The organism is Roseivivax sp. CAU 1753 (assembly GCF_054482575.1).
In genome coordinates this window covers 142,336-161,469 of sequence record NZ_JBTLRF010000006.1, presented here as the reverse complement: position 1 = coordinate 161,469, position 19,134 = coordinate 142,336, and the positions used below count along the sequence as shown (strand labels likewise).

The 19,134-nt window shown below is 65.9% G+C and carries 18 protein-coding genes; 10 read left to right on the top strand and 8 right to left on the bottom strand.

Annotated features, from left to right (window positions below):
- Positions 1 to 64: 64 nt before the first annotated feature.
- The 5 genes from ccrA (at position 65) to ACXYMN_RS13990 (ending at position 5,478) form a co-directional block, all read left to right on the top strand.
- Positions 65 to 1,351 carry a crotonyl-CoA carboxylase/reductase gene (ccrA, locus tag ACXYMN_RS14010; RefSeq protein WP_459014336.1) on the top strand — a complete coding sequence of 429 codons (1,287 nt, stop codon included), beginning with the start codon at positions 65 to 67 and terminating at the stop codon, positions 1,349 to 1,351.
- Positions 1,352 to 1,694: 343 nt separating this feature from the next.
- Entirely contained in the window at positions 1,695 to 2,441 is a 747-nt protein-coding gene (locus ACXYMN_RS14005) for a helix-turn-helix transcriptional regulator (protein ID WP_459014335.1), read from the top strand.
- 95 nt (positions 2,442 to 2,536) lie between these two features.
- Positions 2,537 to 3,175, top strand: a complete 639-nt coding sequence (locus ACXYMN_RS14000) for an acyl-homoserine-lactone synthase (RefSeq protein ID WP_459014334.1) — start codon at positions 2,537 to 2,539, stop codon at positions 3,173 to 3,175.
- A gap of 39 nt (positions 3,176 to 3,214) precedes the next feature.
- Positions 3,215 to 4,753: an ATP-dependent DNA helicase gene (locus ACXYMN_RS13995; protein WP_459014333.1), complete on the top strand. Its 1,539-nt coding sequence runs from the start codon at positions 3,215 to 3,217 to the stop codon at positions 4,751 to 4,753.
- A complete protein-coding gene (locus ACXYMN_RS13990; RefSeq protein ID WP_459014332.1) occupies positions 4,750 to 5,478 on the top strand; it encodes an SDR family oxidoreductase in 729 nt (242 codons plus the stop codon). Before ACXYMN_RS13995 ends, ACXYMN_RS13990 begins: the two co-directional genes overlap by 4 nt.
- Positions 5,479 to 5,614: 136 nt before the next feature.
- Here the strand turns inward: ACXYMN_RS13990 and ACXYMN_RS13985 are convergent, their stop codons facing one another.
- Positions 5,615 to 6,631 (bottom strand): NADP-dependent oxidoreductase, encoded by a 1,017-nt coding sequence (locus ACXYMN_RS13985; protein WP_459014331.1) that lies wholly within the window; start codon positions 6,629 to 6,631, stop codon positions 5,615 to 5,617.
- Between the two features lie 103 nt (positions 6,632 to 6,734).
- On the opposite strand from ACXYMN_RS13985, the gene ACXYMN_RS13980 reads away from it, so the two are divergent.
- From ACXYMN_RS13980 to ACXYMN_RS13965, 4 genes are read left to right on the top strand one after another with little or no spacing between them, the layout of a single operon-like run.
- Positions 6,735 to 8,366: a long-chain-fatty-acid--CoA ligase gene (locus tag ACXYMN_RS13980; protein WP_459014330.1), complete on the top strand. Its 1,632-nt coding sequence runs from the start codon at positions 6,735 to 6,737 to the stop codon at positions 8,364 to 8,366.
- On the top strand, positions 8,356 to 8,805 hold the full coding sequence (locus tag ACXYMN_RS13975; protein WP_459014329.1) for a MaoC family dehydratase: 450 nt from the start codon (positions 8,356 to 8,358) through the stop codon (positions 8,803 to 8,805). Before ACXYMN_RS13980 ends, ACXYMN_RS13975 begins: the two co-directional genes overlap by 11 nt.
- Positions 8,805 to 10,040, top strand: coding sequence for an acyl-CoA dehydrogenase family protein (locus ACXYMN_RS13970; protein ID WP_459014328.1), 1,236 nt, complete (start codon positions 8,805 to 8,807; stop codon positions 10,038 to 10,040). The genes ACXYMN_RS13975 and ACXYMN_RS13970 overlap by 1 nt, the downstream gene beginning before the upstream one ends.
- Positions 10,040 to 11,056 carry a phosphotransferase family protein gene (locus ACXYMN_RS13965; protein WP_459014327.1) on the top strand — a complete coding sequence of 339 codons (1,017 nt, stop codon included), beginning with the start codon at positions 10,040 to 10,042 and terminating at the stop codon, positions 11,054 to 11,056. The genes ACXYMN_RS13970 and ACXYMN_RS13965 overlap by 1 nt, the downstream gene beginning before the upstream one ends.
- A gap of 81 nt (positions 11,057 to 11,137) precedes the next feature.
- Here the strand turns inward: ACXYMN_RS13965 and ACXYMN_RS13960 are convergent, their stop codons facing one another.
- The 7 genes from ACXYMN_RS13960 to ACXYMN_RS13930 all read right to left on the bottom strand — a co-directional run bounded on the left by ACXYMN_RS13960 (position 11,138) and on the right by ACXYMN_RS13930 (position 18,477).
- Positions 11,138 to 12,073 (bottom strand): 2-hydroxyacid dehydrogenase, encoded by a 936-nt coding sequence (locus tag ACXYMN_RS13960; protein ID WP_459014326.1) that lies wholly within the window; start codon positions 12,071 to 12,073, stop codon positions 11,138 to 11,140.
- Between the two features lie 5 nt (positions 12,074 to 12,078).
- Positions 12,079 to 13,218 (bottom strand): rod shape-determining protein RodA, encoded by a 1,140-nt coding sequence (gene rodA, locus ACXYMN_RS13955; RefSeq protein WP_459014325.1) that lies wholly within the window; start codon positions 13,216 to 13,218, stop codon positions 12,079 to 12,081.
- The gene (gene mrdA, locus ACXYMN_RS13950; protein WP_459014324.1) at positions 13,215 to 15,158 is read right to left on the bottom strand and encodes a penicillin-binding protein 2; all 1,944 of its coding nucleotides are present in this window, start codon (positions 15,156 to 15,158) and stop codon (positions 13,215 to 13,217) included. Before mrdA ends, rodA begins: the two co-directional genes overlap by 4 nt.
- Positions 15,155 to 15,691 (bottom strand): rod shape-determining protein MreD, encoded by a 537-nt coding sequence (locus ACXYMN_RS13945; RefSeq protein ID WP_459014323.1) that lies wholly within the window; start codon positions 15,689 to 15,691, stop codon positions 15,155 to 15,157. The genes mrdA and ACXYMN_RS13945 overlap by 4 nt, the downstream gene beginning before the upstream one ends.
- Positions 15,688 to 16,629 carry a rod shape-determining protein MreC gene (gene mreC, locus ACXYMN_RS13940; protein ID WP_459014322.1) on the bottom strand — a complete coding sequence of 314 codons (942 nt, stop codon included), beginning with the start codon at positions 16,627 to 16,629 and terminating at the stop codon, positions 15,688 to 15,690. Before mreC ends, ACXYMN_RS13945 begins: the two co-directional genes overlap by 4 nt.
- 32 nt (positions 16,630 to 16,661) lie before the next feature.
- Positions 16,662 to 17,708: a rod shape-determining protein gene (locus ACXYMN_RS13935; RefSeq protein WP_459014321.1), complete on the bottom strand. Its 1,047-nt coding sequence runs from the start codon at positions 17,706 to 17,708 to the stop codon at positions 16,662 to 16,664.
- A 130-nt stretch (positions 17,709 to 17,838) separates the two neighbouring features.
- A complete protein-coding gene (locus ACXYMN_RS13930) occupies positions 17,839 to 18,477 on the bottom strand; it encodes an alpha/beta hydrolase family protein (RefSeq protein WP_459014320.1) in 639 nt (212 codons plus the stop codon).
- A gap of 218 nt (positions 18,478 to 18,695) precedes the next feature.
- Between ACXYMN_RS13930 and ACXYMN_RS13925 the strand changes: the two genes are divergently transcribed.
- The gene (locus ACXYMN_RS13925) at positions 18,696 to 19,091 is read left to right on the top strand and encodes a hypothetical protein (RefSeq protein WP_459014319.1); all 396 of its coding nucleotides are present in this window, start codon (positions 18,696 to 18,698) and stop codon (positions 19,089 to 19,091) included.
- Positions 19,092 to 19,134 lie beyond the last annotated feature (43 nt).

The window sequence follows — 19,134 nt, the reverse complement described above, 5'->3', positions numbered from 1 at the left end:
GGCAAAGCATTTGCATTCATCGCCGCAGCGCGGCGCAATCTGAGAACTTCGACAGGAGGCAGCCATGGCTCTCGATACGCAAACCGGCATCGCGGAATACGATGCGCCCGAAAAGGATCTCTACGAGATCGGCGAGATCCCCCCGATGGGCTACGTCCCGAAGCAGATGTATGCCTGGGCGATCCGCCGCGAGCGTCACGGAGAGCCGGACAAGTCCTTCAAGATGGAAGTGGTCGATGTGCCTGTCCTCGATAGCCACGAGGTTCTGGTTCTCGTGATGGCGGCGGGCGTCAACTACAATGGCGTCTGGGCCGGGCTTGGCCAGCCGATTTCGCCGTTCGACGTGCATGGCGCAGAGTTTCATATCGCGGGTTCGGATGCCTCGGGTATCGTCTGGGCCGTGGGCGACCGGGTGAAGACCTGGAAAGTGGGCGACGAGGTCGTGATCCACTGCAACCAGGACGATGGCGACGACGAGGAATGCAACGGCGGCGATCCGATGTTCTCGCCGACGCAGCGGATCTGGGGCTACGAGACGCCCGACGGCTCGTTTGCGCAGTTCACCAACGTGCAGGCGCAGCAGCTCATGCCGCGCCCCAAGCACCTGACCTGGGAAGAAAGCGCCTGCTACACGCTGACGCTGGCCACCGCCTACCGGATGCTGTTCGGCCACCACCCGCACGAACTGAAGCCCGGTCAGAACGTCCTGGTCTGGGGCGCGTCGGGCGGCCTCGGCTCTTACGCGATCCAGCTGGCCAATACCGCCGGTGCCAACGCGATCGGCGTGATCTCGGAAGAGGACAAGCGCGAATTTGTCATGTCGCTGGGCGCGAAGGGCGTGATCAACCGCAAGGACTTCAAATGCTGGGGCCAGCTGCCGATCGTCAACTCGCCCGAATATAACGAGTGGCTGAAGGAAGCGCGCAAGTTCGGCAAGGCGATCTGGGACATCACCGGCAAGGGCGTCAGCGTCGACATGGTGTTCGAACACCCCGGCGAGGCGACATTCCCGGTCTCGACCCTTGTGGTCAAGAAGGGCGGCATGGTCGTGATCTGCGCCGGTACGACGGGGTTCAACGCGACCTTCGACGTGCGCTACATGTGGATGCACCAGAAGCGCCTTCAGGGGTCGCACTTCGCGCATCTCAAGCAGGCGGCGTCGGCCAACAAGCTGATGCTCGAGCGGCGGCTGGACCCCTGCATGTCCGAGGTCTTCCCGTGGAGCGAAATCCCCGACGCGCACATGAAGATGCTGCGCAACCAGCACAAGCCCGGCAACATGTCGGTGTTGGTGCAGGCACCGACGACCGGCCTGCGCACGCTTGAGGATGCGCTCGACGCCAGAGCTTAATCTGACTTGACGAATGTTAAGACGACAAGGCCCGCGGGTCGCCACTGGCGGTCGCGGGCCTTGCGCGTTCCCGAGCGGGCGAATCCCTGTTTTCAGCGGCTTCGAAAACCCGGCCTCACCATATTTGATGAGGGGTATTTTGCGAATATGCGACTTTAGGTTTGCATGTTAGGATTGTATTAACGTTTCGTTAACCATTTAGGGTTGAGCATTCTCATGGGACATGACTGGATAATCGACGTTCTCTCGGACTTGAAAAGATTTGCTAACGCAAATGCGTTCGACCTGTTGGCTGCTCAACTGGACGAAGCGCAAATGGTCGCCCACGCCGAGATAGCGTCCCATGGAAGGGAATCTGCCGGTGGGAATTGTGTTGCCGAGTTCCGGCTTGGACGAACAGCTAGCGCGGCTCGAGGCCGCTAGGTCGCAGGACGATCTGCAACCCCTGATCGAGGCGCTGCGCGATCACTACGGTGTCGATCACATCGTCTATCACTGGGTTGCTGCCGACGGGGAACAATTTGGCTGCGGAACCTATGCGCCGGAATGGGTCGCGCACTATCTCGACAAAGGGTATCTGCGGATCGATCCGGTCATTCAGGGGTGTTACCAGCGCTTTCACCCGGTCGACTGGAAACGCTTTGACTGGTCGTCGCGCGCCGCCCGCGCCTTTCTGCGCGATGCGGTCGAACACGGGGTCGGAAACCAGGGGTATTCGGTTCCGATCCGGGGGCCGAACGGGCAGTTCGCGCTGTTCACGCTCAACCACTCTTGCGATGACGCGGAATGGACCGCCTTCACCGAGACGCATCGCCGCGAGCTGATCCTGATCGCGCATTACTTCAACCAGAAGGCGCTTGAATTTCAGCCCGGACGCGGCCTGCAACCCACCCCATCACTCTCCCCGCGCGAGATCGACGCCATGACCCTGATCGCGGTCGGCTATTCCCGCGCGCAGGTCGCCAACACGCTGTCGATCTCGGAGAATACGCTGCGGGTCTATATCGAAAGCGCCCGGTTCAAGCTGGGCGCGCTGAATACCACGCATGCCGTCGCGCAGGCCCTGCAACGGGGGTTGATCGTCGTCTGACGGACCGGTTGAACGGACGCAACGCCCGTTCGGGTTAACCACCGTTAACGGCCCAAACGCTTAGCTCATTCTGTCATTACAGAAAGGGCTGACCGATGATCCGCTACCTTTACGCCGCCGACCTCGTGCGCCACCCCAAACTGGCCCGCAGCATGTTTCGCGACCGTGCGGACCAGTTCAAGACGCGGCTCGGCTGGGAGGTCTCGGTCGACGCCGACGGTGAAGAGCGCGATGCCTATGACGCGATGAACCCGCTTTACGTGATCTGGGAACGCGCCGATGGCAGCCACGGCGGCTCCATGCGGCTGATGCCCACCACCGGGGCCACGATGGTCAACGACCACTTCGGCCATCTGACCGACGGCGTGCGCATCGAAAGCCCGCTGATCTGGGAATGCACCCGCTTCTGTCTGGCGCGCGACACCGACCCCGGCGCCGCCGCCGCGCTGATGCTGGCGGGCGGCGAGGTCATGACCGGGTTCGGCGTGAAGCACTACGTCGGCGTGTTCGACGCCCGCATGGTGCGCATCTACAATCGGATCGGTGCGGCCCCCGAGGTTCTGGGCAGCGAAGGCGCGGGGAGGGCGCGCATCTCGGTCGGGTTGTGGTCCTTTTCGGACGCGGCGCGGGCGCGGGTCGCGGCCTCTGCGGGGATCGATCCGGCGCAGTCGCGCTACTGGTTCGACCATGCCTTCACTGCCGCGGCGGCAAAGCTCGAAGCCAACGCCGCCTGACCTCTGGCGAAGCCTCGGGCGGGCATATAGTGTCCGCCCATGACCGTGCCTGCGCTTACCTTTTCCGACGACCAGGCCCAGGCCTATGACCGCGTGGCCGAGATGCTGCGCGGTGCGGGCGTCGATCTGGAGGCAGGGTTCTGCACGCCGCCTCAGGAGGGTCAGAGCCAGGTCATGGCGCTGATGGGCAAGGCCGGATCGGGCAAGACGATGCTGCTGGCGCAGCTGGCCCGGGCGCTGGGCGAGGCGGGCGTCGAGACGGTGTCGGGCGATTACGAGAGCCGGCGCCGCAAGGATCGCCGCACCCTCGCCATTCTTGCCCCCACCAACAAGGCCGCGAGCGTGCTGCGCAATCGCGGCGTTCCGGCCACCACGATCCACCGCATTCTCTACACGCCGGTCTATCACCCGGAATACGAAAAGATCGCCGAGTGGCTGATGGGCAATGGCGAGAAGCCCGAGATCGAGGCGCTGACCGAGGCCGCGCTCGATCGCGCCTTCGCGTCGTTCCAGGGCCACAAGTCGGTGCCCGCGGCGCTGGCGGCGGCGGGGCTTCGGGGGTCGGATTTCATCACCGGCTGGAAGCGCCGCGAGGATCCGCTGGATATCGGATTCGTCGACGAGGCCTCGATGCTGGACGATCGCCAATACGCCGATCTGCAGGAGATCTTTCCCAACCTTCTGCTGTTCGGCGACCCGGCGCAGCTGGCCCCGGTAAACCAGTCGGGCGCGATGGTCTTCGACGGCATGCAGGACGCCCAGAAGATGGAATTGGCCCGCGTCCACCGGCAGGAGGCCGACAACCCGATCCTCGATCTGGCGCATGCGCTGTCCGACCCGGCGCTGACGTTCCAGGATTTCGAGCGGATGATCGAGGACAAGGCGCGGCAGGACGACCGCGTCGTCTGGGCGCAACGGGTCGAGGTCGACCGGATGGCGCGGTCGCCGTGCCTCGTCTGGCGCAATGCCACGCGGATCCGGCTGATCCAGGCGTTCCGCGCCGTTTACGGGGCCCCCGATACCGAGCTGCTGGAGGGTGAGCCGCTGATCTGCGACGGCATCGAGCTGCCGCTCAAGCACCGCAAGAAACGGCTCGACCTCGAGGCGCGCGGGCTGATCAAGGGCGCGCAGGTGATCTACCTCGGACCCGGCAGGAAGCCCGGGTTTTCGCGGTTGCACGTGATGGGCGCGCCGGAGCCGCGGATTTCCGCTGCGTCGATCGTGAAGATCGAGAAACCCGGCGAGGAAGAGCCGTTCATCCCCTTTGCCGCGCGGATGGGGGCGACGTTCCTGCACGGGGCGGCGGTGACGATCCACAAGGCGCAAGGGTCGCAATGGGACGCGGTGCAGGTGTTTGCGCCGGATCTGTTCGTGGCGGCGCGGATGGGGCGGTCAGAGGCGGGGCAGCCATTGTGGAAGCGGCTTGCCTATGTGGCGATCACCCGCGCGCAGGAGCGGCTTTTCTGGGTGGTGCGCAACCGGCTGGCGAAACCGACCCTGCCGCTGAGCGTCGACGACCTGCGCACCGCCCCGGCCGCGCCGCTTGAATTGAGCGCACAGACGGAGGACGAGATATGAAGAGCATCCTGGTGACCGGGGCCAGTTCGGGCATCGGCGCGGCGGTGGCGCGGGACTTTCTTGCGGCGGGTTGGCACGTGGGGCTGCTGGCGCGACGCGAGGACGCGCTGCGCGCGGTCGCGGCAGGATACGAGGCCGCCACGGTGCTTCCCGTCGACGTGCGCGACGCGGACGCGGTCGAGGCGGCGTTCGACAGGTTTGTGGCGCGGGCGGGTCGGTTGGACGTGCTGTTCAACAATGCCGGTCTCTTCGGCCCTTCGGCCCTCATCGACGATGTCGCGCTGGCGGAATGGGACGCGGTCGTCGGGGTCAACCTGACGGGCATGTTCCTGTGCGCCCGCGCCGCCTTTGCCCGGATGCGGCGGCAGGACCCGCAAGGCGGGCGGATCATCAACAACGGCTCGATCTCGGCGCATGTGCCGCGCGAGACCTCGGTCTGCTACACCACCACGAAACACGCGATCACCGGTCTGACCAGGAGCCTCAGCCTCGATGGCCGCGGCTTCGACATTGCCTGCGGGCAGATCGATATCGGCAATGCCCGGACCGAGTTGCTGGAGGGGATCATCGAGACCAATCGCGCCAGGGGACTGGCGGAACCCGCGGTGATGGATGTGGCCGAAGCGGTCGCGTCGGTGCGTCTGATGGCGGAGATGCCGCTGTCGGCCAATGTGCAGTTCATGACCGTGATGGCCACCAGTATGCCCTATATCGGGCGCGGCTGACCCGGTCTGCTGACCCGGGCGGCGGTGCGGGCGGCATCGGCGGGATTGCGTTTTTTTGGAAAGATGAAGGGGCAAGGGTGGGATTGCCCACCCCCGCCAGGGTGCGGCGGCAGGTGGGTCGATGGCTGTCGGCAGCTCAGATCCGGACGATCTGCTTGCCGGTATTGCCGCCCTTCAGCATCGCCATGAAGGCGCCGGGTGCGGCCTCGAGCCCTTCGGCCACGTCCTCGAGCGCGGCAATCTCGCCGCTGGCGACCCGCGGGGCGACGTCGCGCAGGAAGTCGGGGTAGTGGTCCCAGTGGTCGAAGATGATGAAGCCGTTGACCGACAGGCGTTTGACCAGGATCGACCGCCAGGCCATCGGCAGGCGGTCCGCGTCGCTGTCGCTGCCGCCATACCAGGCAACCGCGCCGCAGAGCGGGATGCGGCCATGGGTGTTCATCAGCGGCAGCACCGCCTCGAGCAGTTTGCCCGCGACGTTTTCCCAGTAGATGTCGACGCCGTCCGGGGCCGCCTCGGCGATGGCGGCGCGCAGGGAACTGGCATTGTCATGGGCGCGGTGGTCGATGGCGGCGTCGAACCCGAAGGTGTCGCGGGCGATGCGGCACTTTTCGGCCCCGCCGACAATGGCCACGGTGCGCAAACCCGCAAGCCGGGCCAACTGGCCGACCATCGAGCCGACAGGGCCGGTCGCGGCCCCCACCACCAGGGTTTCGCCCGCCTTGGGCCGACCGTATTCGTGCAGGCCGCGCCAGCCGGTGAAGCCCGGCATGCCGAGCACGCCCAGCATCGCCGAGGGCGGCGTTCCGGCCTCGAGCTTGCGGCATTCGGCGGCGGGTAGCACCGCGTGATCGGCCCAGCCGGTCATGCCGGTGACCATGTCGCCTTCGGCGAACCCTTCGGCCTTGGACCGCAGCACCCGGCCCACCCCCTGACCGGTCATGGTGCCGCCGATGGCCACAGGTTCGGCATAGCTCTTGGCGTCGTCCATCCGGCCCCGCATGTAGGGATCAAGCGACAGCCATTCGGTGGCGATCAGAATGTCGCCCGCGCCGGGTTCCGGCAGCGGATCGGTCTCGAGCGAGAAGTCCGCGGGCACCGGCGTCCCCTTGGGGCGACGGGCAAGGGCGATGCGGCGATAGGTTTCGGTCATGTTGAGACTTTCGTTGCAAGTTGGGGGCTTTGCGGTTGCGGAAGCAGGGCAGCCCCGCCACGGTAAGGTGGCATGATACGCTTGGACGGCAAGGGAGGGCCAGATGAACGGCATGATGATGAACCAACCGCTGTCGATTATCGAGATCCTGCGATATGCGGCGGGGGCGCATCCGGGCGGCGAGGTCGTATCGGTGCGAACCGAGGGCGACATGCACCGCGAAACCTATGCCGAGGCCTATGCGAGGGCCGGGCAACTGGCGCACGGGCTTGCCGGGATCGGTATCGGACAGGGCGACCGGGTCGCGACGCTCGCCTGGAACGGATACCGGCATTTTGAGCTGTATTACGCGGTGTCCGGCATGGGCGCGGTCTGCCACACCATCAATCCGCGCCTGTCGGCAGAGCAGATGCTGTATATCATCGGCCATGCCGAAGATAAGGTGCTGTGCTTCGATGTGACCTTCACGCCGCTGCTCGAGGCACTGGCCGACAAGCTGCCCGAGGGGCTTGTGCTGGTGGCGATGACGGATCGCGCGCATATGCCCAACAGCCCGCTTGACCTGACGTGCTACGAGGATCTGATCGACGGCAACCCGACCACGTATGACTGGCCCGACCTGCCCGAAGAGACCGCCGCGGCGCTGTGCTATACGTCCGGGACGACCGGCCACCCGAAGGGCGCGCTGTATACCCATCGCTCGACCGTGATGCATGCCATGACGGTGGCCATCGCGCTGTCGAAATCGCTGACCGAGGGCGCGAAGGTCCTGCCCGTGGTGCCGTTGTTCCACGTCAATGCCTGGGGGCTGCCCTATGCCGCGCCGCTGACCGGGGCGTCGCTGATCATGCCGGGGGCGAAACTGGACGGGCCGTCGCTGTTCGACCTGATGGATGCCGAGAAGGTCACCTCGGCCTGGGGCGTTCCGACGGTCTGGCAGGGCCTGCGCGCCGAGATCGACAAGCGCGGGCGCAACCCCGAAGGCTTTGCGCAGGTGGTGGTCGGCGGCTCGGCGGCACCCCGTTCGATGATCGAGGGGTTCGAGGCGTCGGGTGTCGAGGTCTGCCATGCCTGGGGCATGACCGAAATGAGCCCCGTGGGTACGCATGGCCTGCTGTCCGCGCCGATGAAAAAGCTGCCCCGCGAAGAGCAGATGGCGCTCAAGGCCAAGCAGGGGCGGCGTCTTTTCGGGGTCGAGCTGAAGATCGTCGACGAAGCGGGCAAGCGCCTGCCCCATGACGGCAAGGCCGCGGGCGAGTTGTACGTGCGCGGCAACACGGTGGTGTCTGGCTATTTCAACAACGAAGAGGCGTCGCGCAAGGCCATCGATGCCGAGGGCTGGTTCGGCACCGGCGATGTGGCGTCGATTGACGAGCTGGGCTTCCTGACGATCCAGGACCGCACCAAGGATCTGATCAAGTCGGGGGGGGAATGGATCTCGTCGATCGATCTGGAAAACGTGGTGATCGCCCATCCCAAGGTGGCCAGTTGCGCGGTCATCGCCGTGGCGCATCCGAAATGGGACGAGCGCCCGGTGCTGGTCGTGGTGCCCGCGGGCGACGAGGCTCCGACGCTGGAAGACCTGCATGCCATGCTGCTGGACCACGTCGCCAAGTGGCAGTTGCCCGACGCGCTGATCTGCGTCGAGGAATTGCCGCTGACCGCGACGGGCAAGGTCTCGAAGCTTACCCTGCGCAAGCAATTCGCCGACTACGTGTTGCCCGATGCTGGCTGACTCGTTCCGGACAGGCAAACCCAAGGCGTCGCGCTGGTATGATGTGACGCCCGCGCGGGTGCAGGCCTTTGCCGATGCCACCGAGGACTGGCAGGGCATCCATCTCGACGATGCCGCGGCGCGGGCGGCGGGATTCGACGGGCCGGTGGCGCATGGTTTTCTGGTGCTGTCGATGCTCTCGGCGATGGTCTTCGAGGTGCTGGAGGAGTTGCCCAAGGGGGCCGTGACGGTGAATTACGGCTTCGACCGGGTGCGCTTTCTTGCGCCGACGCTGGTCGGCAGTCGGGTGCGCGGCAACTTCCAGATCGCCGAGATGCAGGATCGTGAGGGCGGTGTGTTGCTGCGCTGGGACGTGACGGTCGAGCGTGAAGGCGCGGAAAAACCCGCGCTGGCCGCGGATTGGCTGACGCTGGTCAGCTGGCAGGAAGGGGAAAGCTGATGGATCTTGGAGTGACCGACACGGTGCGTCCGCTGATCGAGGCGGTGCGGCGCATGGTCGAAGACGATATCGCGCCGCTGGATGCGGAATTTCACGCCGAGGTGGGCAAGCACCCGTCGGGCGACCGGTTCCGGCATACAGACAGGCAGCTTGAGATCCTCGACGGGCTCAAGGCGCTGGCGCGCGAGCGGGGGCTGTGGAACTTCTGGCTGACCGACAGCGACCGGGGCTACGGGCTGACCACGGTGGAATATGCCTATTTGGCCGAGGAAATGGGCAAGGTCGCCATCGCCGCCGAGGTGTTCAACTGCAACGCGCCCGACACCGGCAACATGGAGGTGCTCGAACGCTACGGCGAAGACTGGATGAAAGAGCGCTGGCTGGGGCGGCTTCTGGCGGGCGAGATCCGGTCGGCCTATGTGATGACCGAACCGGAGGTGGCCTCGTCGGATGCGGCGCAACTGGCCTTCGAGGCCAAGCGCGATGGCGATGATTTTGTTCTGAACGGCGAGAAGTGGTGGATTTCGGGGGCGGGCGATCCGCGCTGCGGGCTTTACATCCTGATGGCCTGCACCGATCCGGACGCCCCCAAGCATCAGCGCCACACGATGCTTGTCCTCGATCCGGATCTGCCGGGCATCGAGGTGCTGCGCCCGATGACCGTGTTCGGGGCGGATGACGCGCCGCACGGCCACATGCATATTCGCTTTACCGATGTGCGCGTGCCCGCGAAGAACATCGTGCTGGGCGAAGGGCGCGGCTTCGAGGTCGCGCAGGGCCGTCTTGGGCCGGGACGTATCCATCACTGCATGCGCGCCATCGGGCAGGCCGAAAAGGCGCTTGGAATGATGTGCGCGCGGGGTCTCGACCGCGAAGCCTTCGGCAAGCCGATTGTCGAGTTGGGGGCGAATTACGACATCATCGCCAATGCCCGGATGGAGATCGAGATGGCGCGCCTTCTGTGTCTGAAGGCGGCGTGGATGATGGACACGGCGGGCGTGCGCGCGGCGCAGCCCTGGATCTCGAAGATCAAGGTTGTGGCACCGTTGATGGCGGGCCGCGTCGTCGACGAGGCGATGCAGCTGTTCGGGGCCGAGGGGATCAGCCAGGACACAGATCTGGCGCATATGTGGACCCATATCCGCACCCTGCGCTTTGCCGACGGGCCGGACGCGGTGCACCGCCGACAGGTCGCCCGGGCCGAGTTGAAGAAGCACGTGCAGCGGGCGGGCTGATGGCCGAGCTGGATCTTGCCCGCGTCGCGGACTGGATGGCCGCGGCGGTGCCCGGCTTTTGCGGGCCGCTGACGGCCAGCAAGTTCGCGGTCGGACAGTCGAACCCGACCTACAGGCTCGACGCGCCGTCGGGGTCCTATGTGCTGCGCCGCAAGCCGCCGGGGCAGTTGCTGAAGTCGGCCCATGCGGTGGACCGCGAGTACCGGGTGCAGAAAGCGCTCTATCCGACCGATGTTCCGGTGCCGAAAGTGCTGGCGCTGTGCGAGGATGACAGCGTCACGGGCGCGATGTTCTATGTCATGGAGCACGTGGCGGGACGCAATATCGACGACCCGTCGATGCCCGGTCTCGGTCCTGCTGCGCGCGGCGCGATCGTGGCGGAAATGGCGCGCGTCCTCGCCGCGATCCACGATGTCGACCTCGATGCCACGGGACTGGCGGACTATGGCCCGCCGGGGCACTACTTCGAACGGCAACTGGCGCGCTGGTCCGCGCAATACCGCGCCTCCGAGACCGGGGCGCTGACCGACATGGACCGCCTTATCGCGGCGCTTGGCGCGCAGATGCCGGACGACGACGGCGCGCGCACGCTTGTGCATGGCGATTACCGCATCGACAACATGCTGTTCGACGAGGACGGACCGCGCTGCAAGGCGGTGCTCGACTGGGAATTGTCGACGCTGGGCCATCCCTATGCGGACCTTGCCGGTGTCGTCATGCAATGGCAGATGCCGACCGGGGCCGAGGGGCGGGGGCTGGCCGGGCTCGACCGGGGCGCGCTTGGCCTGCCCACCGACGCGGAGTTCGTGGCGCTGTATTGCGCCGCACGCGGCATCGCGCCGCCGGAGCGGTTCGGTTACTACGTGGCGTTCGCGTTTTTCCGCATGGCGGCGATCCTGCAGGGCGTCAAGAAGCGCGCGCTTGACGGCAATGCGTCCAATCCTGCCTCGGCGCTGCGGCTGGGCGCGTTCGTGCCGCGCTTTGCCGCGATGGGGCTGGAATGGCTGGCGCGCTGAAGCCCGGCGGCAAGCAAGGGGGGCTCTGCCCCCCTTGAACCCCCCGGAGTATTTCCGGTCCGATCGTGAGCAGGGGCCGCGTCAGTAACCGGCGGTGCGGTCGACCAGATGCAGCAGGGGCAGGCCTGCCGCGCCGCGCCGGATGTTGTCGGCCACCACGCGGGCGGCGCTGGTGCTGCGGGTTTCCGAGGCAATATGCGGCGTTACGGTCACCTTGGGGTGCGCCCAGTAGGGGTGGTCGGCGGGCAGGGGTTCGGTGCGGAAGACGTCGAGCGTCGCGTGGCCGACCTGGCCACTGTCCAGCGCCGAGAGCAGGGCGTCGTCGTCGATCAGCGGCCCGCGCCCCGGGTTGATCACCACCGCACCGTGCGCCAGCAATGACAGGGTATGCGCGCAGAGCACGTTTTCCGTCGCGGGGGTGTCGGGCAGCAGCAGCACGACGATCTCGGCGCCATCGAGCGCGTGGGCGAGCCCGTCCGGGCCCGCATGGCAGGCGACCCCGGGAACCGTCTTGCCCGACCGGCTCCAGCCCCGAACGTCGAAGCCGATCCGCACCAGCATCTCGGCGCAGGCCGCCCCCAGCGTGCCAAGGCCGAGGATCGTCACCACCCGTTCGCGGGCCAGCGGCGGGGCGGTCTCGATCCATTGATGGGTCGGATTGACGATATGTGCATCCATCCCGAGGTGATGACGCAGCACATGCCCGGTCACCCATTCGACCATGCCCTGGGTCAGCCCTTCATCGTCGACCATGCGCGCCAGGGGGATCGTCAGCGTCGGGTTGTTGACGACGTTTTCGACCCCCGCCCAAAGGTTCAGCACCGCCTTGGCGCGGGTGAAGGGGGTGAAGTCCTCGATGTCGCTGTTGGGCGCGTAGACGATGTAGTCGACGGTCTTCGGCGGCATTCGCGTGTCGAGCCGGTAGTCGAGGCCGGTGGCATCGAGCGCCCGGGTCAGCGGCCCCTCGTAGGTGGCCCAGGCGGCGGGCTTGGCGGCGAAGAGGACATTGACGGTCATCGGGCTTACCTCGGGCGGTGGATATGGGCGGACTGAACCAGCCCGAACGCGATCATCAGCACAAGCATGGCAGAGCCACCATAGCTCACGAGGGGGAGCGGCACGCCGACCACGGGTGCGAGGCCCATCACCATCGACATGTTCACCGCGAAGAACAGAAAGAAGGTGAGGCCGACACCGAGGATCAGCAGCGACGAGAAGCGGTCCTTGTTCTGCAGCGCCGCGATGATGCAGAACACCAGGATCAGCACATAGAGCGCCAGCAGCGACACGCCCCCGACGAAGCCGAATTCCTCGGCCAGGGTATTGAAGATGAAGTCGGTATGTTTCTCGGGCAGGAAGTTCAGGCGCGATTGCGTGCCCTGCATGAAACCGCGGCCGGTCCAGCCACCCGAGCCCATGGCGATCTTGGCCTGGGTGATGTGATAGCCCGCGCCCAAGGGGTCCGAACTGGGGTCGAGGAAGGTGTCGATCCGGCGGAACTGGTAGTCCTTCAACAGTTGCCAATCGGTGCCACGGCTTTTGAACACCGCCGAGATACCACCCGCGCCCGCGGCGATGACAATGCCGAAATAGGCCCAGTGCACCCCCGCGAGGAACATCATCAACCCGCCCGCCGTGACCAGCAGGATCGCGGTGCCGAGATCGGGCTGCGCGATCACCAGGAATGTCGGCACTATGATCAGCGCGATGGGCAACAGCACGTAGAACGGGTTCGAGGTGCGCCTGAGCGGCAGCCAGTCGTAATAGGCCGCCAGCGCCATCACCAGCGCGATCTTCATCAGCTCGGAGGGTTGCAGCCGCATGAACCCCAGATCGATCCAGCGCTGCGCACCCATGCCGACCGAGCCCACGAACTCGACCGCGACCAGAAGGCCGAGCGCGACCAGGTAGATCACGAAGGCCATGTTGCGCCAGAACCAGATCGGCACCAGCGCCACCATGAACATCGCCGCCAGGCCCAGCACGTAGCGTTTCATCTGCGGTTCGGCCCAAGGCGACAGGGTGCCGCCCGCGACCGAGTAGAGCATCAGGAAGCCGACCCCCGCCACCGCTGTCAGCAGCACGATGATCGGCCAGTTCAGGTAGAAGATCTTGCGCCAGCCCGAAGGGACGGTCTTGACGGTGTATTCGAGGTAACTCATGCGCGGCTCTGCCCGTCCCTGAGACGCTGTTCACGGACCTGCGCCAGGCGTTCCTGCTGTTCGCGGATGCGCTCGCGGTCCTTGGTCGGATAGGCCTCGAGCGGGGGATCGCCCTTGAACAGCGCCTGCAGGGTCACGTCGCGGGCGATCGGCGCCGCCGCCGTCGAGCCGCCGCCACCGTGTTCGACCACGACCGATACGGCGATCTGCGGGGTCTCGTAGGGGGCGAAGTTGACGAACAGCGCGTGGTCCCGCCGTTTCCAGGGCAGGTCCTCGTTGCGGGTCACGCCGCGGGCGCGTTCGGCGGCGGTGATGTTGCGGACCTGGCTGGTGCCGGTCTTGCCCGCCATCCGCTTGGTATCGTCGATGATGCGCGACCGGTAGGCCGTGCCGCGCCGGTTGTTCGACACCGCGAACATCGCGCGGCGCAGCTGCAGCAGGTGGTTTTCGTTGAAGCCCATCGGTGCGCCCGGATCGCGGGCCGTCTCGATGCCGTCGATCGATTTCACCAGGCGCGGCGATATCGCCCGACCGGTCGCCAGTCGCGCCGCCATCACCGTCTGCTGCAGCGGCGATGTCAGCACGAAGCCCTGCCCGATGGACGAGTTGACGGTATCGCCGATCACCCAGCTTGCGCCGCGATTGCGCTGTTTCCACGCCTTGTCGGGGATCAGCCCGGCGGTCACCGCCGACATCGGGATGTCGTGAATTTCGCCCAGACCCATGCGGCGGGCGGTTTCGGCGATCTTCTCGATGCCGACTTTCAGCGCCAGGTCGTAGTAGAACACATCGCAGCTTTCGCGCAGCGACAGTTCCAGGTTCATATGGCCGTGACCCGCGCGCTTCCAGCAGTGGAACCTCCGCCCGCCAACCTTGAGATGGCCGGGGCACCAGACCGTTTCGCTGGGCGACACGATGCCTGCATCCATGGCCGCGAGCGCGGTGATCATCTTGAAGGTCGAGCCGGGGGGATAGGCGTCCTGCACCGTCTTCGAGGCCAGCGGGCGCCGTTCGTTTTCGCGGTAGATGGCGTAGTCGGACACCGAGATGCCGCGCACGAACTTGTTGGGGTCGTAGGACGGCGACGACACGATGGCCAGCAGGTCGCCGTGTTCGAGATCCATGACCACGACCGAGGCGCTTTGTTCGCCAAGCCGCGCCTGCACGTAGTTCTGCAACTCGCTGTCGAGGGTCAGTTGCACGTCTGACCCCGCCTCGCCTTCGCGGCGGTCCAGTTCGCGCATGACGCGCCCGACGGCGTTGACCTCGACGCGCTTGGCCCCGGCACGGCCGCGCAGGGTTTCTTCGTAATTGCGCTCGACGCCGACCTTGCCGATCTGGAAACGCGGGATGCGCAGCACTGGCTCGGGGTCTTCGTAGCGGGCCAGATCGCGCTCGGAGACCGGGCCGACATAGCCGACCGCATGGGCGAAGGTTTCGCGGTCGGGGTAGAACCGGCTCAGGCCGACCTCGGGCGACACGCCGGGCAGGGCGGGCGCGTTCACGGCGACGCGGCTGACGGCATCCCAGGTAACGCGGTCCGCGACGGTGACCGGAAGGAAGGGGGCCGAGCGGGCCATCTCGGCTTTGGCGCGTTCGATATCGGCGGGGTCGAGGTCGACCAGGGTGGCCAGACGCGCGATCACGGCGTCCACGTCCTCGGCTTCCTCGCGCACCATGGTGATGCGGTAGGCGGGTTCGTTGGCGGCGATGAGGCGCCCGTTGCGGTCGAAGATCTGCCCGCGCGACGGCGGGATCAGGCGCAGGTTGATGCGGTTCTCTTCGGCCAGAAGGCGGAATTCGTCGGCCTGATCGACCTGCATGTAACGCATGCGCAGGCCCAGAAGTCCGGCAAATCCCAGCTGCAACCCGCCCAGGATCATGCCGCGTCGTGACACCCGGGCGTAGCTGTCGGACAGTTCTTTCGACGTGCGTTTCATATGCCAAGTCCCAATCGATCGCTGTCTCCGGGGGCCGAACGGGCCACTCCGAACAGCCGGGTGACCACGACGACAGCCGGATAGACCAGTACCGAGGTCACGGCGGACGAGATTGCCAGCACCCAGCCCACAGGTTCGATAATAAGCACGACCTTGGCAAATTGGTAGATCAGCGTCATCGCGCCGAGGCTGACCGCGACACTCAGCCACTCCATCATGAAGTTGGTCTCGCGTTGCCGTCGCTCACCGCTTTTCAGGCCCTCGGCGAACATGACGGTCAGCGCGGCCCAGAGACCGGGGGGGCGCTGAAAGATGAAATCCGCCGTCAGCGCAACCGCCGCGATCAGCCAGGCCGGGACATATTCGGGTTTTCGCAGTGCCCAGGCGAAGATCAGAAGCGTGATGATGTCCGGCCCGGCAAGGCGGGCGGGCAGGTGGTGCAGTGGCAGGAGCTTGAAGAAAATCACCGCGACGGCCAGCGCCACGAGGCAGAGCCGCATGAGCAGGATCTTCAGGTAAGTGCCGTCGATCATTGCCCGACCTCGGGGCCATCGGGCGCGGCGATATCCGTGCCGTCGGTGCCGTCGGCGCCCGCGGCGTCACCGTCGCGCGGATCGGGCGCGATCAGCGCCGAGGGTTGCGTGACCTGCCGCGCCCCGTGATCGCGCAGCACGCGCAGAAACTCGAGCCGTTCGTAATCCGCCGACAGCCGCACCCGCAGTCGCCCGCCCGGGTCTTCCGCCACCTGCCCGACCAGCAGACCCGGCGGGAAGACCTTGCCGTCGCCGGATGTCACGATCCGGTCGCCGGGGCGCACCAGATCGGGGTTTTCCAGAAAGTCGATCGGCGGTGCCGAAGTATTGTCCCCGGTGATCAGCGCCCGTTGCCCCGACGGCTGGATCACCGCCGGGATGCGGCTTGTCGCATCGGTCAGCAGGATCACCCGGCTGGTATTGGCCCCGACGCCCGAGATGCGACCCACAAGCCCGATCCCGTCGATTGTTGCCCAGCCGTCAACAATACCGTCGCGCGAGCCGACATTGATCAGCACCGTCTGGCGGAAGGGCGATCCGGCATCGGCCAGCACCACACCGGTGATGTAGGTCAGCTTGGGGTCGAGCTGCACGTTGTTGAGGTCGCGTAACCGGGCGTTTTCCTGCTCAAGCTGCAACGCCGCCTCTTTCCAGGCGGTCATCTGCCGCAACTCGCGCCGCAACTCCTGGTTCTGTTCGTAGATCTGCTGGTAGCTGCGAAAGTCGCCCGCCAGGTTCACCACGGCGGTGACCGGCGCCATGGCCCAGGAAAAGCTGGGCACGACGGCGTCGATCACCTGCGCGCGAAATCGTTCGACGCGCGGCGAATCGATCCGCCAGACCAGAAAGATCGTCAGCAGACACAAGACCAGCACCGCCAGAAGCAGACGCTTCAGCGGGCCGGTATAGTCATCGCTTCCGGCGCGATCCCGTGGCATCCAGGTCTCCCTCCGGTACGAGGGTCGTCAGATCAGCTGTCGTAGTCAATCGCGTGGCGCAGCTGTTTTTCGTATTCCAGCGCCTTGCCGGTGCCCAGTGCCACGCAGCTCAGGCTTTCGTCCGCAATGGACACGGCAAGCCCGGTCTGTTCGCGCAGCGCGAGGTCCAGATCGCCCAGAAGCGCACCGCCTCCGGTCAGCATGACACCGCGATCGACGATGTCTGCGGCCAGGTCCGGCGGTGTCGCTTCGAGCGCGGTCATCACCGCCTCGCAGATGGCCTGCACCGGCTCTGACAGCGCCTCGGCAACCTGCGCCTGGCTGATCTCGGTCTCTTTCGGCACACCGTTCAAAAGATCGCGACCGCGGATCTGCAACGATGTGCCGCGCCCGTCATCGGGCATCCGGGCGGTTCCGATGGTGGTCTTGATCCGCTCGGCGGTCGATTCGCCGATCAGAAGGTTCTGCTGGCGTCGCAGGTAGTTGATGATTGCCTCGTCCATGCGGTCGCCGCCGACCCGGACAGAGCGCGCATAGACGATGTCGCCCAGCGACAGGATCGCGACTTCCGTGGTGCCGCCGCCGATATCGACGACCATGTTGCCGGTCGGATCGGTGATCGGCATGCCCGCGCCGATGGCCGCCGCGATGGGTTCCGCGATCAGGCCCGCCTTGCGCGCGCCTGCCGACAGAACCGAGGTGCGGATCGCGCGTTTCTCGACCGGTGTCGCGCCATGCGGCACGCAGACGATGATCTTCGGCTTCGAGAACATCGAGCGCCGGTGAACCTTGCGGATGAAGTGCTTGATCATCGCTTCGGCGGTGTCGAAATCTGCGATCACCCCTTCGCGCATCGGGCGGATCGCCTCGATCGAGCCGGGCGTTCGGCCCAGCATCAGCTTGGCGTCCTCGCCGACGGCCAAAACCTTCTTCACGCCATCCTTGACGTGATATGCAACAACGGACGGCTCTGCGAGCACCACGCCGCGGCCCTTGACGTAGACCAGCGTATTCGCGGTCCCGAGGTCAATGGCCATGTCCGCCGAAAAGGCGCCCAGCAGCTTGTCCAAACCAAACATGAATTCGTTCCCCTAAAGCGTCATCGGCCCGCGACTCCCCGCAGGGCCGAGCGTGCCACTTATAGGTCCCTCTCGGCGCGTGCGAAAGGGTGCGTCTGCGGTCGATCAGCGTGAATCTGCCGCATCGACCTTAACGTGGCCAACTGGTCGGAACCCGGCTTTTCACCCGCGCCTGGGACAGCAGTTCGGTGTAGTTCTCGATGCGGTGCTGTTCGCCCGGGTCGGCCTCGGTCGGGGTTAGCCAGTAATGGCTGCCAATGGTTCGAAAGCCCAGAAATGCGGGCGGAACGTGACAGACCGTGTCGTCGATCCGGCAGATATTGACGACCCATCCCTCGCCCGGCATCCGTTGCCGCGACTGGCAGGTCTTGGGCGAGGCGAAGGCAATCGTGGGCTTGGCCAGCGACGCTCCGACGATCTGCGCCGACGCGGCCCCGAGGCTGTGACCGACGATGAATTTCGGACGCAGCCCCTTGGCGAAGGTATAGACGATCTGCGCATGCGCCAGGAACCCGGCGTGCCAGAGCGTGCCGCTGTCGCCGGGCACCACGTCGAAGCCATGCCCGGGGGTGTCGTAATGCCCGAAGCGTAGGTTGTAGTCGAACCAGTCCGAGAACTCGTTGGTGCCAGGAATGACCAGCGTGCGGTCCTTGAGGTAGAACGCCTGCACGCCGCGGATGTCGATGGTGGTGTGCAGCCGGTCGCCCAGATTATTGGCATAGGCATCGCGGATCAGCTCGGCAGCATCGAGAAGGTTCAGCTTGGCCATGAAATTTCTCCAACAACAGGTCTGAAAATGCGTCATTCTACCACAGTCGGGCGCATCCGCGCAGCGATCCGGGGACGACTGCCGAAAATGCCCTCGGGCGACGACAGGCGGGAACGGCGTTGCGGAACGGGATTCGTCATTTCTTCACGTCGCCGCCGTGTTCCCGCCTGAATCGCGCGCAAGTCTGGTCATCGGGGCCGACAAAGGTGATCTCTGCGATGTCTGAACGAGCATTGAACGAAGTTTTCCGCCCGGCTGGCGTGCAGAAGAAAGCGCAGGCTCAGCGCGGGTGGTTTCGCGACTACGCGGTGCGCCGATTGCGCCAGATGGCGTTCTCCTGGATGATGATGGCCGCCCTCGGTGTCGGGGCGAACATGGCGTTCCAGCGCTATGCCCAGGAAAAATACGGCATCGACCTGCAGGATCAGCTTGCCGCTCTCGATGAGGTCAGCGGCGGTGTGCTGGGCCTGTCCGCGCTGATCGGCGACGGGACCGGTTCGGGCGCGACCGTGATCGCCTCGGATGTGTCGATGGCGTCCGGGCAGACCCCTGGCCTCGGCGGACTGGACCGGACCGGCGCGCGGCGCATCCTGGTACCGCAAAGCGGAAACTGACGGTCCGACACGGCCCGGCGCCTGGCCGTTCGGCCCCCCGAAC

What these genes read in the sequence shown, in the direction of transcription:
- ACXYMN_RS13990 (WP_459014332.1), top strand. Translation starts at nt 4,750, where the DNA reads ATGAAGAGCATCCTGGTGACCGGGGCCAGTTCGGGCATCGGCGCGGCG.
- ACXYMN_RS13970 (WP_459014328.1), top strand. Translation starts at nt 8,805, where the DNA reads ATGGATCTTGGAGTGACCGACACGGTGCGTCCGCTGATCGAGGCGGTG.
- ccrA (WP_459014336.1), top strand. Translation starts at nt 65, where the DNA reads ATGGCTCTCGATACGCAAACCGGCATCGCGGAATACGATGCGCCCGAA.
- ACXYMN_RS14005 (WP_459014335.1), top strand. Translation starts at nt 1,695, where the DNA reads ATGGAAGGGAATCTGCCGGTGGGAATTGTGTTGCCGAGTTCCGGCTTG.
- mreC (WP_459014322.1), bottom strand. Translation starts at nt 16,629, where the DNA reads ATGCCACGGGATCGCGCCGGAAGCGATGACTATACCGGCCCGCTGAAG.
- ACXYMN_RS13930 (WP_459014320.1), bottom strand. Translation starts at nt 18,477, where the DNA reads ATGGCCAAGCTGAACCTTCTCGATGCTGCCGAGCTGATCCGCGATGCC.
- ACXYMN_RS13960 (WP_459014326.1), bottom strand. Translation starts at nt 12,073, where the DNA reads ATGACCGTCAATGTCCTCTTCGCCGCCAAGCCCGCCGCCTGGGCCACC.
- rodA (WP_459014325.1), bottom strand. Translation starts at nt 13,218, where the DNA reads ATGAGTTACCTCGAATACACCGTCAAGACCGTCCCTTCGGGCTGGCGC.
- ACXYMN_RS13975 (WP_459014329.1), top strand. Translation starts at nt 8,356, where the DNA reads ATGCTGGCTGACTCGTTCCGGACAGGCAAACCCAAGGCGTCGCGCTGG.
- ACXYMN_RS13965 (WP_459014327.1), top strand. Translation starts at nt 10,040, where the DNA reads ATGGCCGAGCTGGATCTTGCCCGCGTCGCGGACTGGATGGCCGCGGCG.
- ACXYMN_RS13985 (WP_459014331.1), bottom strand. Translation starts at nt 6,631, where the DNA reads ATGACCGAAACCTATCGCCGCATCGCCCTTGCCCGTCGCCCCAAGGGG.
- mrdA (WP_459014324.1), bottom strand. Translation starts at nt 15,158, where the DNA reads ATGAAACGCACGTCGAAAGAACTGTCCGACAGCTACGCCCGGGTGTCA.
- ACXYMN_RS13945 (WP_459014323.1), bottom strand. Translation starts at nt 15,691, where the DNA reads ATGATCGACGGCACTTACCTGAAGATCCTGCTCATGCGGCTCTGCCTC.
- ACXYMN_RS13935 (WP_459014321.1), bottom strand. Translation starts at nt 17,708, where the DNA reads ATGTTTGGTTTGGACAAGCTGCTGGGCGCCTTTTCGGCGGACATGGCC.
- ACXYMN_RS13995 (WP_459014333.1), top strand. Translation starts at nt 3,215, where the DNA reads ATGACCGTGCCTGCGCTTACCTTTTCCGACGACCAGGCCCAGGCCTAT.
- ACXYMN_RS13925 (WP_459014319.1), top strand. Translation starts at nt 18,696, where the DNA reads ATGTCTGAACGAGCATTGAACGAAGTTTTCCGCCCGGCTGGCGTGCAG.
- ACXYMN_RS14000 (WP_459014334.1), top strand. Translation starts at nt 2,537, where the DNA reads ATGATCCGCTACCTTTACGCCGCCGACCTCGTGCGCCACCCCAAACTG.
- ACXYMN_RS13980 (WP_459014330.1), top strand. Translation starts at nt 6,735, where the DNA reads ATGAACGGCATGATGATGAACCAACCGCTGTCGATTATCGAGATCCTG.